Origin of the sequence: Streptomyces sp. NPDC090127 (assembly GCF_044746945.1) — a bacterium.
GTDB lineage: Bacteria > Actinomycetota > Actinomycetes > Streptomycetales > Streptomycetaceae > Streptomyces.
Genome location: NZ_JBIVDE010000001.1, coordinates 731,624 through 747,644, shown reverse-complemented (window position 1 = coordinate 747,644; position 16,021 = coordinate 731,624). Strand labels below are relative to the sequence as shown.

Here is a 16,021-nt window from a genome sequence, read left to right as displayed (position 1 = left end):
TCCTGATCGGCTTCCACGAAGGAGTCAGCTCGTGCGCAGTTTCGCCCCCGCCGCCGCCTCGGTACTCGTCCTCAGTGCGCTGACGGGCTGCTTCACCGCCTCGTACGCCACCCCGGCGTCGGCGACGGTCCAGCAGCTCGCCCCGTCCGCCGAGGCGCCGACCGGGATCGTCACCGAGCCGCGCGACAACCACGGCAACGACTGAACCACCGCGCGCGCCGCGCGCTCCGGGCACGACCGCGCCCACCGGAATAGTCGGCGTGCTTACCCGACCCGTGAGCCGGTCAGCGAACCGCACGCGCGGCGTAGTCGCGACGCGGACGAAAGCCTTCCAGGGCCGGACTAGGTTCGGACCCAGCCGCCTCTGCCGCAGCGGAGACCAAGGCTGACCGATCGGAAGGAGCACATCTCATGACCACGGCCCTTGTGCACGCCTGCCCGGAGTGCGAGGAGTCGGTACAGATCGGCGATTCGGTGCGACTCAACGAGATTCTGGAGTGCGCGGGCTGTCGCGTCGAGCTGGAGATCGTCGCACTGAGCCCCGTGGTGCTCGCGCTCGCGCCCGAGGTCGAAGAGGACTGGGGGGAGTAACGATGATCACCGTAGAGACGGCCGGCGACATCGCACTCGCCGCGACGCGGGACCTGTCCGCATCCGGTGCCCACCTCGTCCGGCACGACGACTTCTCGTCGCTGACGGGAATCTCGCGTGACGACTGGGCACGGTTCTCCGAGAACTGGGAGGTTCTCCAGCGCGACCCCTACATGGCCGACGGCGGTACCTACCGCTACCGCAGATACGGGCAGTTCGAGCTCGACGGGGAGTCCGGCGACCTCACGTGGCTTCCGCACGGCCCGTACCGCCAGGAGGCGGACGTCAACAAGCTGCACGGCGGCGTGGACCGGTACTACGAGCCGCTCACCGAGACGTTCGTGAGCGGACCCGTCCTGCGCAGCGTGCTGATGAGCCTGGCCGAGATCTTCAGCGGGGTCGACGGCACCAAGAAGTGGAACATCAAGGTGACCCCCATCCGCACCGTCGCCACGAAGGACCAGGCCGGCGAGCCGACTCCGGAGGGCCGGCACAAGGACGGCGTCACCTTCATCACGTCGCTGATGATCGGTCGCGGCAACGTGACCGGTGGGGAGAGCACCGTCTCCACGGAGGACGGCGAACTCCTCGTCACCACGACGCTCTCCGAGCCCGGCGACATCCTGCTCGGCGACGACCGCCGCACCCTGCACGCGGTCACGGCGGTGCGCCCCGAGGATGACGGACAGCCGGGGCACCGCGACGTCCTGATCATGGCCTTCACCGCACGGTGACCCCCGCCTGCCCGCGGGGCAGTGGGGTCGAGAGGAACGACGGCAAAGCCCCTGGTGGCTGGGTGTCAACGAGAACACCCGGCGCGCCAGGGGCTTTCGCCGTGGCCCGGGCGGCCCTCTCCGCGGGCCTTCCGGGGTGCCTGCGTCAGGTGGTTCTCAGGGCCGCGAGGAAGTCCAGTCTGGTTTCGAGTCGGGACAGGTCGCGGCCCGTGAGGTGCTCGATGCGGGTGATGCGGTGGCGTAGTGAGTTCACGTGGAGGTGGAGGCGGGACGCGCAGGTGGTCCAGGACGCGTCGCAGGCGAGGAACGTGTCCAGGGTGGTCAGCAGGTCGGTGCGGTGGCGGGCGTCGTGGTCGCGGAGGGGGCCGAGGAGGCGGGCGGCGAAGGCGCGGCGGGTTTCGGCCGGGATGAGGGGGAGCAGCGACAGGATGTGCCGGGTGAGGTCGTCGGGGCCGCGTACGGTCACCCGCTCCGGGGCGTCGTGGGCGACCTTGAGTGCCGTACGGGCCTCGTCGAGCCCCCGTTGGGCGTTCCCGGGCTCCGCGACCGGTGTGCTGACACCGACGGACACGCTCTCCGTGGGGCCGAGCCAGCGTGCGAGCACCGCACCGAGCCTCCGCTCCAGGGCGGCGCCGTCGAGGGCCCCCTCGGGGGCGAGCACGAGCAGGACGGCCTGGTCGCCGTCGGTGGTGGAGGCGATGTCCTGAGAGGTGACCCGCACCTCGCCGTCCGGCTGGAGCAGGGCCTCCTCCAGGAGAGCGCGCAGGGCCGCGGCGGGCAGCGGGCGGGCCCCGGGACCCACGCCCGCGGCGACCACGAACTGGCAGCGCGGCCAGAAGTCGACCTGGCTGACCACGCCTTGCGCGGTGCCGCGCAGCCGGACGGGGATCTCCTCGGGCGGGATGCGACGGCGCATCAGGTCGAGGAGCCGGTCGGCCAGATCGTGCAGCGCCGCCTTCGTCTTTTCGTGCGCGGACCGCGCGTCGGTGGCCAGTTCCACGATCCGGTCGAGGAGTTCCCCGTCCATGGCCGGCCAGAGTGACGTGTCCCCTTCCACGACGATCAGCCAGTCGCTCCAGCCGCCGGCCGGCGCGGCCTCGGCCGATGGAGGGGCCGACGGAGGGGCCGACGTCAGGGCCGACTGAGAGGCCGACGGGACCGGCGGAGGGGCCGACGGAAGCAGTGGTACGGGGACGAGGGAGTAGGCGCGGGCCCCGATCGCGCACCGGTGGGGAGCCGTCTGCCCGGACCGGCGCGCCGCGAGATACCTCGCGGCCAGCGCCACCGCCGTCCTGGCGCGCAGCGGAGGGTGGGCCCCGGCGATCTGACGCCCGGTCGCGGACAGGACGCGCAGGTCGAGGCCGAGACTGTGCCGCAGAAGCTCCAGTACGGAGTCGGGCGCGGCCTCGTCGGTGAGGAGCTGCCGATGGCGTTCGACCACGGCGGCGAGGGCGTCGACGTCCTGGTGGCGCGGGCGGTGAAGTCCGCGCAGGACGTGTTCGGTGATCGTGGAGAACGACGTCTCCGGCCGTACGGCGAAGAGGGGGAGGCCGTGGCGCCGGCAGGCGCCCACGAGGTCGTCCGGGACGCGTCCGTGCTCGACCTCCCCGGCGGCGAGCGCGGCGACGCCCGCTCGGTCCAGGACGCGTACGAACGGCTCGGCGTCACCGTCCTCGTGCCACCAGGCGAGCCCGGTGAGGACGAGTTCGCCGCCGGTGAGGAAGCGTCCGGGGTCGGCCAGGTCGACGGTCGGCACGGCGGACACGGCGCGGTCGAGGACGCCGTCGTCGGCCTCCGGGACCACGAGCGGACGGAGCCCGAGCGCGTCGACGTCCAGGAGTTCGCGCAGCCGCATGATCGTCAGTTTCTCACGCCGTACCGCATCGGGGGAGGGGTGTTCACGCAGTTCAGCGCCGGGCTGCGGTGGGAACGCACCCTTGTCCACAGCCGGCGGGGAAGCCTGCTCTGAGTGATCGGTGACTGCCTGGGGCCGTCGACCGCGCTGTCTACTTCTGCGCGTGCGGTCCCCGACGGCGCCCGACGGAGGCGCCCGGTCCGACGGCCGCCCACGCCCGCTGCCTCGGAGCCGCGTACAGGGGTCGCGGCACCGGCACGGCGCGGGTGGCACCGGCCGCCGCGCGGATCACGAGAACACCAGGAAGAGGCGGTCTGATCATGGCTGGCATCCCCAGCGGTACCCATACGGGCACGGGCGCCCCCACCGGCATCCCGACCGGCATCCCGACCGGCGTCCCGACCGGTATCCCCACCGGCGCTCCCACCGGCGCCTCCACCGGCATCCCGACCGGCATCCCCACCGACGTCACCCAGGGCTCCCGGAGCACAGGCGGCATCGGCGCGTCCACGCTCCGTCCGGACGGCACCCTCAAGGTCACCGGTGAGTTCGCGTACTCCTCGGACATGTGGCACGAGGACATGCTCTGGGGTCAGACGCTCCGCTCGACCGTCGCGCACGCCGAGATCGTCTCCGTCGACGTCTCCGAGGCGCTCACGCTGTCCGGTGTGTACGCCGTCCTCACCTACGACGACCTGCCGGCTCCGATGAAGTACTACGGCATGGAGTTCAAGGACACCCCGGTCCTGGCGCACGGCAAGGTCCGTCACCATGGTGAGCCGGTCGCCCTCGTGGCCGCCGACCACCCCGAGACCGCGCGCCGGGCCGCCGCGAAGATCAGGATCGAGTACCGGGAGCTGCCGGTCGTCACCGACGAGGCCTCGGCCCTCGCCACCGACGCACCGCTGATCCACGAGAACCGCGCCGACCACCACGCCGGTCACGTCCCGCACCCCAACATCGTGCACCGCCAGCCGATCATCCGCGGCGACGCCGACGGGGCCGCCGGGCGTGCGGACGTCGTCGTCACCGGCGAGTACACCTTCGGCATGCAGGACCAGGCGTTCCTCGGCCCGGAGTCCGGCCTCGCCGTGCCGTCCGAGGACGGCGGTGTCGACCTCTACGTCGCCACCCAGTGGCTGCACTCCGACCTCCAGCAGATCGCCCCGGTCCTCGGCCTGCCCGAGGAGAAGGTCCGTATGACGATGGCCGGTGTCGGCGGGGCCTTCGGCGGGCGCGAGGACATCTCGATGCAGATCCACGCCGCCGTCCTCGCGCTGCGCACCGGCAAGCCGGTGAAGATGGTCTACAACCGCTACGAGTCCTTCTTCGGGCACGTCCACCGCCACCCGGCGAAGCTCCGGTACGAGCACGGCGCCACCAGGGACGGCAAGCTCACGCACGTGCGGTGCAGGATCGTGCTCGACGGCGGCGCCTACGCGTCGTCCACGGCCTCGGTCGTCGGCAACGCCGCGTCCCTCTCGGTCGGCCCCTACGTCGTCGACGACGTCGAGATCGAGGCGGTCGGCCTCTACACCAACAACCCGCCGTGCGGCGCGATGCGCGGCTTCGGCGCGGTCCAGGCGTGCTTCGCGTACGAGGCGCAGATGGACAAGCTGGCGGCGAAGCTGGGCATGGACCCGGTGGAGCTGCGCCGGACCAACGCCATGGAGCAGGGCACGGTCATGCCGACCGGCCAGGTCGTGGACTCGCCCGCCCCGGTCGCCGAGCTGCTGCGCATGGTCAAGGAGCGCCCGCTCCCGCCCGAGCAGCAATGGGAGGTCGCCGACGGCGAGGCCGACGTACGCGGCCTGCCGGGAGGTCTGTCGAACACCACCCACGGCGAGGGCGTCGTCCGGGGCGTCGGGTACGCCGTCGGCATCAAGAACGTCGGCTTCTCCGAGGGCTTCGACGACTACTCGACCGCGAAGGTGCGCCTGGAGGTCATCAACGGCGAGCCCGTCGCGATGGTCCACACGGCCATGGCGGAGGTCGGCCAGGGCGGGGTCACCGTCCACGCCCAGATCGCCCGCACCGAGCTCGGCGTGCGGCAGGTCACCATCCACCCCGCCGACACCCAGGTGGGGTCGGCCGGTTCGACGTCGGCGGCCCGGCAGACGTACATGACCGGCGGTTCGGTCAAGAACTCCTGCGAGCTCGTCCGCGAGCGGGTCCTGGAGGTCGGCCGGCGCAAGTTCGGTGCGTACGTGCCGGAGTGGACGACAGCCGAGCTCCGCCTGGAGGGCGGGAAGGTCGTCACCGCGGGCGGGGACGTCCTCGCCGCACTCGCCGACGTCCTGGAGGACGAGGTCGTGGAGGTCGAGGCGGAGTGGCGGCACCGGCCCACCGAGCCCTTCGACCTGAGGACGGGGCAGGGCGACGGGCACGTCCAGTACTCGTTCGCCGCGCACCGCGCGGTGGTGGAGGTGGACACCGAGCTCGGCCTGGTCAAGGTCGTCGAACTGGCCTGTGCCCAGGACGTGGGAAAGGCGCTCAACCCGCTCTCCGTCGTCGGCCAGATCCAGGGCGGGACCGTCCAGGGCCTGGGCGTCGCGGTGATGGAGGAGATCATCGTGGACCCGAAGACGGCGAAGGTGAAGAACCCGTCCTTCACCGACTACCTGCTGCCGACGATCCTGGACACGCCCACGATCCCCGTCGACTACCTCGAACTGGCCGACCCGAACGCCCCGTACGGAGTCCGCGGCATCGGCGAGGCCCCGACCCTGTCGTCCACCCCGGCGGTCCTCGCGGCGATCCGGAACGCGACGGGCCTGGAACTCACCAGAACGCCGGTACGCCCGGAACACCTGCTCGGCCTCTGAGCCCCGACAGCCCGCGGGGCGGCGAGGCCCCCGGCCTCGCCGCCCCCCTTACTGCTCACACGGCGCGTCGCGTCAGCGCTTCGCGCCCGGGTCGTACGTGGCCAGGGAGGCCTGGACCGCCTGGGCGTACTGGCCCTCCCACCACGGGATCGTCTCCACCAGGACCGGCTTCGTGCCCGAGGCCAGGACCAGGGCCCGGCCGGGGGGCATCGAGCCGAGGTCCGAGACGTGCAGGACGCGTTCGCGGCGGACCGACTCGTTGACCGTGCGGTTGCCCGACCAGTGGCCCGACTCCGACTCTCGGGTCGTGGAGTACTCGCGGTGCTCGTACTCGCCCGCCAGGTCCGAGAGGTCGCCCAGGAAGCGGGTGTCCGAGACACCGCCGCCGTACACGCGGATGTTCGCCGCCGACCAGAGCTTCTCCATGCCCCGGTCGCCCCAGACCTCGACGCCCTGCGCCCAGGACTGCAGGATCGTCATGAGGATGATGCCGCGCGAGCCGTAGTGCGAGTACAGGTCCGGCAGCGCCCGCCAGCGGCAGACGTTCGCCGCCTCGTCCAGGACGCCGACGAGAGGCTGCGAGAGGCGGCCGCCGCGCTGTGTGGTCGCGTACTCCTCGGCCGCCTCGACCGTCGCCACCGTCAGGGCCGTGACCAGCGGGCCCGCCGAGTCCGTGCCCTCGCGGGAGAGGGAGTAGAGGGTGCCGGGGCTGCGGACGAACTCGTGCGGGTTGAACTGCGGGCGCGTGTCCTGCGGGCCGTTCGGCGTGACCCACTTGTTGATCTCGGGGTTGATCAGGCACGACGCCATCTGCTGCGCCACACCGTAGATGCCGCTGCGCTGCTTGTCGGGCGCGGTGATGACGCCGTTCAGCGCGTCGGCCGGCATCGTGTGGCCCGCGCCGCGCAGGATGCGCTCCGGGGTGTCGTCCTTGGGGTTGGCGAGCCAGGTGTAGACCTGGGTGATCGGGGCGTTGCCGGTGGCCGCGGCGAGGAGCAGGTTGGCCAGCAGGTCCTGGCCGGCCGGGTCGAAGTACGCGTCGGTCGAGGCGTTCGGGTCGCGCGAGCCGGACGCGAAGTGGTCGGCGAGCTTCCGGGCCTTGGCGACATCGGTGACGTACGAGAGCGGGTTCCACCACCACGCGGGCGGCTCCGTCGCCACCTGCTGCGGGTCGAAGACCCACACCTGGCCCACCGCCTGGCGCGGACCGCGCGTCGCGTCGACGATGTCCCGCTTGTTCGACGTCACCAGCACCGCACCCGGGCCGTCGAGGATCGCCGGGATCGCGCGCCGCGTCGTCTTACCCGTACGCGGACCCCAGATGTCGACGTGCATGTCCTCGAACGAACCGAAGAGGGGCTGCTTCCCCCGTACCGAACGGCCGATGAAGACGCCCGGGACGCGGCTCGTCACGCCCAGCCGCTCCGCGGTCGCCGCCGCGCCCTTCATCGTCAGCTTGCCGAGCTGCTCGCCCTTCGCCAGGTGGCGGGCGGCCGCGTCGACGCCCGGCTTCCGCTTGGCGCGCTGACGCAGGCGGTAGATCCAGAGGATCAGGACGAGGAGCAGGACCGCCTCTCCCGCCGCCACCGCGCTCGCCGCGCTGCCCGGCCAGGTGTAGTCGCCCTGCGCGAGGGCCACCGCGAACGAGAAGGGGTTGCTCGGCGGCGTCGGGGCGTCGTCGAAGGACGCGCCGAGGTACGCGGCGCCCCACGCGCCGCACAGCACGACCAGGACGACGGCGACGAGTCCGACTATCTCGTACGTCCAGTCGTCCTCGGCGCGCGGCTTCTTCTGCTGTTCAGCGGACATCTCTCTGACCTTCCTCGACCTTCCTTGCGTCCCGCGGGTCATGCATCTTCGTGGTCCCCGCCGCCGGACTCCGCCGGGTTGGTGCCGGCCGGGATCGGCACCCGGTACACGCCGGTGATCTTGTCCTGGACGTCCCAGGTGCTGAACTCGACGTTCTTGCCGGGACGCGGGGCGTGGAGGATCTTCTTGCCCTTCGGGTCCCAGACGAGCCCGACGTGCTCCGAACCCCTGGGGCCCGGCCGGAAGAAGATGATGTCGCCGGGCTGCGACTTGCTGAGGTCGACCTTGTACGCGGCGAGCTTCTTCTCCTGCTCGTACGTCACGGCTCCGATGTTGATCTTGCCGCCGCTCGCCTGGTAGTACGCCCACTGCGTGAGGCTGGAGCAGTCGAACGAGACGGGGTTGTCGCCCTGCAGGCGCGGCGCCCCCCACACGTAGGGCAGACCGACGCCGCGCTGCGCCCAGCCGAGGACGGCGCGGATCACCGGGTCGTCGGAGTCGGGCAGGACGCCCGTCACGCCGGCGCCGTCGGGCGCGACCGGCGTGCCGCCGCTGCCCTCGGCGCAGTTGGCGTACTCCGCGTCCCGTCCGTCGCCGCCGCCGGGCGCGTTGCCGTAGTCGGGGTTGGCGGTGATCTTCCCGTTCAGCCAGTCCTCGGGGTCGATCATGCCGGGGCCGTTGTCCTGGCCGCCGATGAAGGGGTTGTCCACACCGGGGATGCGGACCTCCCAGTGCAGGTGCGGCCCGCTGGTGTTGCCGGTGACGCCGACGGCCCCGATCTGCTGGCCGCGCTTGACCTGGTCGCCGACCTTGACGTCCATCCGGGACTGGTGGGCGTAGAGCGTGATGACGCCGTTCGCGTGCTCGATCTGGGTCTCGTTGCCGTACGAGCCGCCCATCCCGGCCTTCACGACCTTGCCGTCCGCCGGGGCGTAGAGGGGGGTGCCGATGGGGGCGGTCAGGTCCAGCCCGGTGTGGTAGCCGAGGCTCCACATGCCGCCGCGCGCGCGGTACTTGGTGCCCTTCTGGTACGCGCCCTCCTTCATCGGCCACTGCCAGTCCTTGCCGGTCGCGGGCGCGTCCGGGTCGGGGGCGGGTGCCTGCGGCGGTCCCTGGGGCGCCTGCGGCGCGGCCGCCAGGGAGAGGGGGGCGAGTTCGTCGAAACCGCCCTGCGCCGCCATCGCCGTCGTGGTCGTCGCGCCGTCGCCCTCCAGGGGCGGCGTGGACCAGGAGCGGGCCGGGGACGTCGCGATGCTCAGCGCCGCGTTCGGCTGCGCGTTGTTGCCGACCGGCTCCGGGATGTCCGACTGCTGACCGAGCGTCGGGAAGGTCGGGTTCTTGTCGATCGTCTTCGCGAGGTGGCTGTACCAGTCCTTGATCCGGTCCTTGTCGCCCGTCAGGTTCCCGCGGTAGCGGGCGGCCTGGGTGAGGACGACGCGCATGTAGATGGTGTTGCTCGGGCGGGAACCCGAGTACCTCATCAGCGCGTTCCAGGCGTTGGTCTCCGCCTTCATCGCGTGCAGGAAGTTGGCGGCGGCGAAAGCCGCGTCGTCGATGTTGTAGAGGTCCTTCTTGCCGTCGCCGTTGCCGTCGGCGCCGTAGTCCTGCCAGGCGGGCGTGCCGAACTGGAGGATGCCCATGTACCCGGCGCTGTTCTTGCCGCCGGGCGCCGCGGACGGGTCCTGCCCGTACTTGGTCTCCTGGTACATCTGCCCGGCGATGAGCGTCCAGTCGAGCCCGTCGTAACGGGCGGCGGCGCGCATGGCGGCGAGGATCATCTTCGGGGGTATCTCGTGCCGCGCGGTCTCGCTCGGCAGGTACACCTTGCCCGCCGGCATGATCGGCGACGTGGCGGCCGCGTCGCCGGTGTTGCCGGCCTGCGCGTTGTCGCCGTAGTCACCGCAGGCGGCCTGCGCCCCACCGCCGCCGAGGCCGCCGACCAGGCCACCGATCATCACCAGGACGACGAAACCCACGCCGCCGATCGGCAGCAGCCCGCCGCCGCCGAGGATCAGCCACCACTTGAGGTTGCTCTTCTTCTGACCGCCGCCACCCTGTCCGCCGCCTCCGCGCGCGGACTGGGCGACGTCCTTGGCGGCCTTCGCCGCCTTGGCGACCTTGGCTGCCTTGGCGGCGGCCGCGAGAACGGCAGGTGCCACCATCGGTGCCTACTCTCCCGCCTGGTCGGACGCGCCCACGTTGCCGAGGCCGAAGAGCGAGACCGAGGACACCCGCCAGGTGCCGCCGCGCTCCTTCTGTGCCGTCACGAGCCAGTAGTTGGTCTCCGTACCGGTGGTGCGGCCGCCCTCGCTCCGGGTCGCGGTCACCCGGACCTGGCTGGAGAGTGTCTTGCCGCTGTCGCGTACGAGGTCGTCGGCGACCATCGCGTCGCGGAGCACGGTCGCCGCGCCGCGCGACGTGCACTCGGCGGCCACACAGGTGTCCCACGCCTTGCCGGTCGGCAGCGCGGTCTCCTCCTTCAGGCCGGGATCGCCGGTGGTGAGGGCGAGCAGCGGCTCGGACCAGGAGGCGTTGTCGTCGGTGTGCGCGTACGTGTTGATGCCGGCCATGTAGTCGGTCATCAGCTTGTGCGCCTCGGCTGCCTCGGTCTGCGAAAGGATCGGCTCGACCGCGGAGCCGCCGGAGGCGTTGCCGTCCGCCCCGCCCTTGCCGTCGCCGGAGCCGTTCGTGGCGCCGGAACTCCCGTCCGGGGCGGCACCGGTGGCGGACGGGTTCCCGGACGCGTCGTCCGCGGCGCCGTCTTCCCCGTCGAAGAGGGTCAGCACCACCAGGGCGCCGACGAGCAGGAGCCCCAGTACCGCCAGGGCGAGTGCCGCAGTTCGCTTGTTCTCGGCGGGTGACTCCACCGTCCCGGGCCTCCCTCAGTCAGGTTGCCGAGCCACGGTAGGGGGAGAGGTGGGTGAGGGACCGCATGTTTTCCCCGGCGGGGAAAGCGCGGGGAACGAGCGAGGAAAGCCGGGGAATCGGGGCGACGGGAGGGCGGAGGCGGTATGTGGGGAAGTGGTGTGGGCGGCCCGACGGGATCCTCACCGTGCCCGCCCCGACCGGTCTCTCGTACCCACGCACCGCCGCTCAGCGCAGCGGATCCGCGCTCTCCTCGTACGGCTCCACGGGCAGCGGGTCGAAGGGGTACGCCGTGTGTCCGTCCTTCGGCGAACAGGCGGCGAACGGGCCCGCGTCCGGGTCCATCAGCATCCGCAGATGCGGGTCCGCGTGGTGCAGCCACCAGGTGGACATGCCCGTGCCCGGCTCCTGCCGCAGATGCTCCCAGGCGAGCCAGAGCGCGGTCAGCCGCGCGCCGGCCTCGGGATGCGCCCACCAGCGGGGGCACCAGGTGGAGGAGGAGCCGTTGACCCGGCGGCGCAGCATCGGGGCGAGGTAATCGGTGACGAAGACGAAGACGTCCGCGAAGTAGAACTGGGGCTCGTCCTCGGCCGGCCCCTGCGCTTGCGGCTCGACGCCTTGCTGTTGCTGCGGTTCCGGCTGGGGCTGAAGCTGCTGCTGTGACTGCTGGGACTGCTGGAGCTGGGGAGGTTGCGCGGGCTGTGCCGGGGCCGCGGCGGGCGCCGTGAGCATAGGGAACGCGGCGAGCAGCTGCGCCATGGCATCGCTTCGCTGCCCGAGTTCGGCGAGGACCATCGCGCTCAGCTCGGCCCCCGCGTTCGCGTCGGCGCTCGCGTCCCCCTTCGCGCGGGCGGCGAGCAGGCGGAGCTTCCAGAGGTCCAGCTGGTGGCTGTGGTACCCCTCCTCGTGTGAGGACCGGGCGCCGGCCAGGAAGAGCGACAGACTCCTGTGCGTGGACTCCCAGGCCTGCGAGTCCACGACGAGGACCGCGTGCCGCGCCAGCGCCGGGGCTATGCGGGTGTGATCGGCGTCGCTGCTCATGACGTACCCCTCACGTTCGCAGCGTTCAGGGACTCGGGCGGCGCCCACAGGTCGAGTGTCACGAGGAAGCTGCCGGGGCGGGTCGTGGTTCGGGTGGGGCGGGAGACCGACTGCTCCAGAAGGACCCACGGTCGCCCCTCCGCGCCGCCGGCCGGCTCCCAGTACGCCAACGCCTCCGGACTGCGGTTCTCGAGTCGATACGCCCCGTCCGGCCAGTACGACGGGTGCGGTGGCTCGGGAAAGTCCGCCGCGTCCCACGGTCCGGTCCAGGTCGGCGGGCCGAGTACGGACTCCACGGCCTTCAGATGGTCGGGCCAGTCCTGGGCCGCGCGCGCGAGGACCGCGGCGTTCTCGGCCGGGTCGTCCGCCATCACCTGGCACGCGTAGTGGCGCGCGACCTCGACGCGGTGGCGGCCGTCCATGAAGACGGTCAGGTGCGCGTCCGTAGGAGTCCGCACGCTGACGGCCCCGCGTTCATGGACCGGGACCTCGTACTCCCAGCCGCAGCTCTCGAACAGCGTGCGGAACTCCGGTCCGCCGAGCTGGGGCAGCCCCCGCCACAGCCGCGGCCAGTCCACCGCCAACTCGGCCGTCAGCTCGGCTGCGAGGTCGTGCGGGGTTCGCCCCGTGGTCTCTGTCGGCATGGGTCGTCTCCAGGTCAGGTGAGGAAGATGCCGAGGAGCAGGAGGACGACCACCACGCCGCCCATGATCAGGCGGGCCTTCGGGTCCTCGCGTTCCCACAGGTCGTGGACCACGGCCCAGCCCGTCAGGCGGGCCGCGCGACCGTCGTGGATGCTCGGGGAGGAGGACTGTGGAGCCTCGAGGTGGTCCGCGTCCGCGAGGACGTCCGGGTCGTCCGGGTCCAGGTCGCCCGTGATGCCCTGCTGCTCCTGCGCCACCATCACCAGGCCCTCCAGGAGTTCCGGCATCGTGTGCGGGGTGAGCGGGTACGCGACCGTGCCGAACTCCGTCTCGAGAACGAGGCGCGCCTGCCACGGGTTGCCCGGCTCGTAGCCGTCGATCCAGGCGTGCTGGGCCGCGTAGGCGGGCGCGGTCGGCACCGCCCCCGGCGAGGGCGCCACGGGTGCGGCCGGTTGCGCGGCGGCAGCTGCGGGGTGTTCCGGTCCTGCGGTCTGGTCGCTCAACTGTCGTCCTTGGAAGGTCGGGGACGCTTCGGCGCGCCCGGCGGCGCGTGGGGGCACCCGCATTGTGCCGAGCCCGCCCGGCCGCGTGGCCTTCTCGAGTCCCGGGGGCGGCCCGGTCGGCCCGTCCGGATTCCTCGGCTTTCCTCGATCGCACTCCTCGTTTTCCTCGCCGAGGAAATCGAGGCGTTGTCGTCCCCGCCGTTTGCCACACTGCCCACCGCACCTGGCCTCACCAGGGCCCGCCGCGCCCGATCGGCGGCCGGGATCACACGCGGGGGGAGATCGAGCCGATGACGGACCACACCAGCCCTGCCGGCGGTACCGGCGGTACCAGCGGCGGAAGCCAGCCGCCCGCGCAGCATGGCCAGTTCGGACCGCCGAACATGGACGCCGGGCAGCAGCAGCCGCAGCCGCAGCCGCAGCAAGCGCAGCCGCAGCAGCACGCGCAGCAGCCTCAGCCGCCGCAGCAGGCCCACCAGCCCCAGGGCCCCTCGCCCTACGGCTACCCCGCCCCCACGTCCGCCCAACAGCCGCCGATGGCGTCCGAGGCCGCGCGGGCCCAGGTGGCCGCCGCCTGGACGCGCCGCGCCCCGCAGGCCGCCGTGCCGCCCGGCGAAGCCGCCGTACCGGCCCTTCCGCCGCGCCAGAGCCCGGCCCCCGGCGCCGCCGCGCAGAACAAGAAGGACCGGCGCGAGAAGGCGAAGGCCGAGCGGAAGGCCGCGTACGAGGCGAAGAAGGCCGAGCGGGAGAGCCGTAAGCGCGGAGGAGCCCCTGCGGCGACCCCCGCGGCAGGGTCCACGGCCACGCACCCGACCACCTCCACGGCCACGCACCCGACCACCTCCACGGCCACGGCCGGCGGCCCCTCCGCGGGCTTCGACATCCCCCGCCCCGGCGGCCGCCTGCCCGCGCAGGGGCGCCGTACCCACGTCGCCCTGCGCGCCACCCTGCTCTTCACCACCTGCGCGTTCGCGCTCGGTTCGTGCGGCGTCGTCGGTCTGGCGATCGGGAAGTCCTCCGGTGCGCCGACGGCCGCGCTCGACAAGAAGGACGTCCAGAAGTACCGGCTCACCGAGTTCCCGACCCGGTCCGCCGCCACCTTCGCCGAGAAGTACGCGGCGCTCTGTCTGACGTACGACCCGAAGGCCGCCGACCAGCGGCGCGAGGAGCTCGCCCGCTACACGACCTCCGGCGTCGACCGCGAGTGCGGGTGGAACGGCCAGGGCACCCAGAGCGTCACGGGCGCCGCCTGGGACGGCAGCGTCGAGGACCTGCCCGAGTACGGCAAGAACGGCCGCTACCTCGGGGTCCAGGTCACCCTGTCGACCGGCCGCGTCACCACCGTCTCCGTCCCCGTGTACGTGGCCAACCCCGCCGCCGGTTCGGGGCTGCGGGTCGTCGGCGACATCGGCGAGATGCCGCTGCCCGGCCGGGGCACCGCCCCCGAGGTGGACCGGGACGCCGAGATCGTCGACGACGTGCTCTCGGACCAGCTCAAGGAGCGGGTCCTGCAGGGGTACTTCATCGCCTGGGGCGCCTCCGACGCCACCTCGATGTCCCGCTTCACCACCCCCGACGCCACCGCCGCCGCGACCTCCGGCCTGGCCGGCGCGCTGTCCGCGCCCCAGGTCCAGACGGTCGAGGCGCTCGCCCCGGCCGGTACGGACGACAGCGACACGATCACGTACCAGTACGGCCAGTCCGTGCCGGTGCGGGTGACCGTCGTCTGGGGCGGGGCCCGCCCCGAGGGAGCCGTCGGCGAGACCACGACCACGCAGGTCAAGCGCTCGTACCGGCTGACCGTCGTGAACACCGCCCAGGGCTGGTTCATCAAGGACGTCCGCGGCGCGGTCCTCGACCCGGCGGGCGGAGGCGGTGACGGCGACGAGCCGAGCGCCAGCCCGTCCCCGGGGCAGGAGACCCCGCCGGCCGGCGGGACCGCCACGCCGCCCGCCACCGGCGGCGCCAAGCCGCCGGCGACGAAGCCCGCGACGAAGCCCGCGACGAAGCCCGCCACCAAGCCGGCGAAGCCCAAGCCCTGACACGTCATGTCCTGACGGGAAACCGGCGGTTCCCCGTCGGTCTCCGACTTCCTCACCGCACTTCCCTCATCACCACCCCCATCAGCGGACAGCAGCACACCGCAGAACGAAAGGACACCCCATGTACCTGGCAGCGACCACGCTGGAGGGCATGTTCGGCGAGATCCAGGACATCCTCCGCAGCGCCGGAACGATGGTCGCGGTGATCGCCCTGCTCATCCTCGGCATCCGGATGCTGATGTCGATGAAGCGCGGCGACGGTATGCGCGAGGCCTTCCAGGGCTTCGGAATGATCGCGCTGGCCGCCCTGATCATCGGTGGCGCGACCGGCCTCGCCGGTGTCCTGATCGGTCTCGGCGACCAGATCGGTGGCGGTGGCGGCAACTGAGCCACCCGGCCGGGACCGTGACGTCCCGGCCGGCCCGAGGGCCACAGGAAAGGCGACGCTGTCGAGAGAGGGGGAGTGACCGATGGCGCAGAACATCCAGGGCGAGCCGGAGCCGATGGTCGCCTACGACCACACGGACCTGCTCAACCGGCCCAAGCGCATCTGGAACTGGGGCAACATCCCGCTTCCCGGCCTGCTGCTGCCCGCGCTCGGCGCGGCGTTCGGCTTCGGTGTCGTGTGGATGGTGACGCTGCTCTCCCTCTCCGCCTTCATGCCGTTCCTGGGCATGTCGATGCTGACGTCGGTGCTCTACCTCGGGCCGCCCGTCGGCGTCTACTTCGTCTGGGGCCGGCCGCTTCCCTCCGCCCTCACCCTCAGCCAGCAGCTGGTGGTCTGGGCCGACTACTGGTGGCAGCCCAAGCGCCTGCAGGGCCTGGCGGCCGACCGTGAGCCGGAGCACCTGCACTGGCAGGTGATCCTCTGGCAGCCGGGTACGCCGCGCTGGCAGCAGAGTTACGAGCAGGCGCTCGCCGAGGCCGCGCGGCACGGTTCGTCGTACGGCGGTACGACGCCCCCGCTTCCGGCACCCGCCGCGTACGGCGGTACGACGCCCCCGATTCCCGCACCCGCCGCGCATGCCGACCCCGCGGGATCTTCCGCGTCGGCGGCACCCCCGGCCCACACCGCCGCACCCTCCTCCTCCGAGACCGCAGGATGACTCCTC

14 protein-coding genes are annotated in these 16,021 nt (G+C 72.3%); 7 read left to right on the top strand and 7 right to left on the bottom strand.

Going from position 1 to position 16,021, the window contains the following annotated elements; all coding sequences use genetic code 11:
* The first annotated feature begins 31 nt into the window (after positions 1-31).
* From ACIPPS_RS03255 to ACIPPS_RS03245, 3 genes are all read left to right on the top strand, one after another.
* A complete protein-coding gene (locus ACIPPS_RS03255; RefSeq protein ID WP_401426197.1) occupies positions 32-205 on the top strand; it encodes a hypothetical protein in 174 nt (57 codons plus the stop codon).
* Between the two features lie 206 nt (positions 206-411).
* On the top strand, positions 412-591 hold the full coding sequence (locus ACIPPS_RS03250; RefSeq protein ID WP_401426195.1) for a lysine biosynthesis protein LysW: 180 nt from the start codon (positions 412-414) through the stop codon (positions 589-591).
* 2 nt (positions 592-593) lie between these two features.
* On the top strand, positions 594-1,325 hold the full coding sequence (locus ACIPPS_RS03245) for a 2OG-Fe dioxygenase family protein (protein ID WP_401426193.1): 732 nt from the start codon (positions 594-596) through the stop codon (positions 1,323-1,325).
* Positions 1,326-1,470: 145 nt separating this feature from the next.
* On the opposite strand, the gene ACIPPS_RS03240 is transcribed toward ACIPPS_RS03245, so the two are convergent.
* Complete coding sequence (locus tag ACIPPS_RS03240; protein ID WP_401426191.1) at positions 1,471-3,180, bottom strand: PucR family transcriptional regulator; 1,710 nt, start codon at positions 3,178-3,180, stop codon at positions 1,471-1,473.
* Between the two features lie 320 nt (positions 3,181-3,500).
* On the opposite strand from ACIPPS_RS03240, the gene ACIPPS_RS03235 reads away from it, so the two are divergent.
* On the top strand, positions 3,501-6,005 hold the full coding sequence (locus ACIPPS_RS03235; protein ID WP_401426189.1) for a molybdopterin cofactor-binding domain-containing protein: 2,505 nt from the start codon (positions 3,501-3,503) through the stop codon (positions 6,003-6,005).
* A gap of 72 nt (positions 6,006-6,077) precedes the next feature.
* On the opposite strand, the gene ACIPPS_RS03230 is transcribed toward ACIPPS_RS03235, so the two are convergent.
* The 6 genes from ACIPPS_RS03230 to ACIPPS_RS03205 all read right to left on the bottom strand — a co-directional run bounded on the left by ACIPPS_RS03230 (position 6,078) and on the right by ACIPPS_RS03205 (position 12,867).
* Positions 6,078-7,814 (bottom strand): type IV secretory system conjugative DNA transfer family protein, encoded by a 1,737-nt coding sequence (locus ACIPPS_RS03230; RefSeq protein ID WP_401426187.1) that lies wholly within the window; start codon positions 7,812-7,814, stop codon positions 6,078-6,080.
* A 38-nt stretch (positions 7,815-7,852) separates the two neighbouring features.
* Positions 7,853-9,976, bottom strand: a complete 2,124-nt coding sequence (locus tag ACIPPS_RS03225) for a peptidoglycan DD-metalloendopeptidase family protein (protein ID WP_401426185.1) — start codon at positions 9,974-9,976, stop codon at positions 7,853-7,855.
* A gap of 6 nt (positions 9,977-9,982) precedes the next feature.
* Complete coding sequence (locus tag ACIPPS_RS03220) at positions 9,983-10,681, bottom strand: hypothetical protein (RefSeq protein ID WP_401426184.1); 699 nt, start codon at positions 10,679-10,681, stop codon at positions 9,983-9,985.
* A 226-nt stretch (positions 10,682-10,907) separates the two neighbouring features.
* Entirely contained in the window at positions 10,908-11,720 is an 813-nt protein-coding gene (locus ACIPPS_RS03215; protein WP_401426183.1) for a DUF4913 domain-containing protein, read from the bottom strand.
* The gene (locus ACIPPS_RS03210; protein ID WP_401426181.1) at positions 11,717-12,364 is read right to left on the bottom strand and encodes a hypothetical protein; all 648 of its coding nucleotides are present in this window, start codon (positions 12,362-12,364) and stop codon (positions 11,717-11,719) included. Before ACIPPS_RS03210 ends, ACIPPS_RS03215 begins: the two co-directional genes overlap by 4 nt.
* Before the next feature lie 14 nt (positions 12,365-12,378).
* Positions 12,379-12,867 carry a hypothetical protein gene (locus ACIPPS_RS03205; RefSeq protein ID WP_401426179.1) on the bottom strand — a complete coding sequence of 163 codons (489 nt, stop codon included), beginning with the start codon at positions 12,865-12,867 and terminating at the stop codon, positions 12,379-12,381.
* Between the two features lie 290 nt (positions 12,868-13,157).
* On the opposite strand from ACIPPS_RS03205, the gene ACIPPS_RS03200 reads away from it, so the two are divergent.
* The 3 genes from ACIPPS_RS03200 to ACIPPS_RS03190 all read left to right on the top strand — a co-directional run bounded on the left by ACIPPS_RS03200 (position 13,158) and on the right by ACIPPS_RS03190 (position 16,015).
* Complete coding sequence (locus ACIPPS_RS03200) at positions 13,158-14,909, top strand: conjugal transfer protein (RefSeq protein WP_401426177.1); 1,752 nt, start codon at positions 13,158-13,160, stop codon at positions 14,907-14,909.
* 121 nt (positions 14,910-15,030) lie between these two features.
* Complete coding sequence (locus tag ACIPPS_RS03195; RefSeq protein ID WP_401426175.1) at positions 15,031-15,297, top strand: hypothetical protein; 267 nt, start codon at positions 15,031-15,033, stop codon at positions 15,295-15,297.
* A gap of 82 nt (positions 15,298-15,379) precedes the next feature.
* On the top strand, positions 15,380-16,015 hold the full coding sequence (locus ACIPPS_RS03190; protein WP_401426173.1) for a hypothetical protein: 636 nt from the start codon (positions 15,380-15,382) through the stop codon (positions 16,013-16,015).
* The last annotated feature ends 6 nt before the right edge of the window (positions 16,016-16,021 follow it).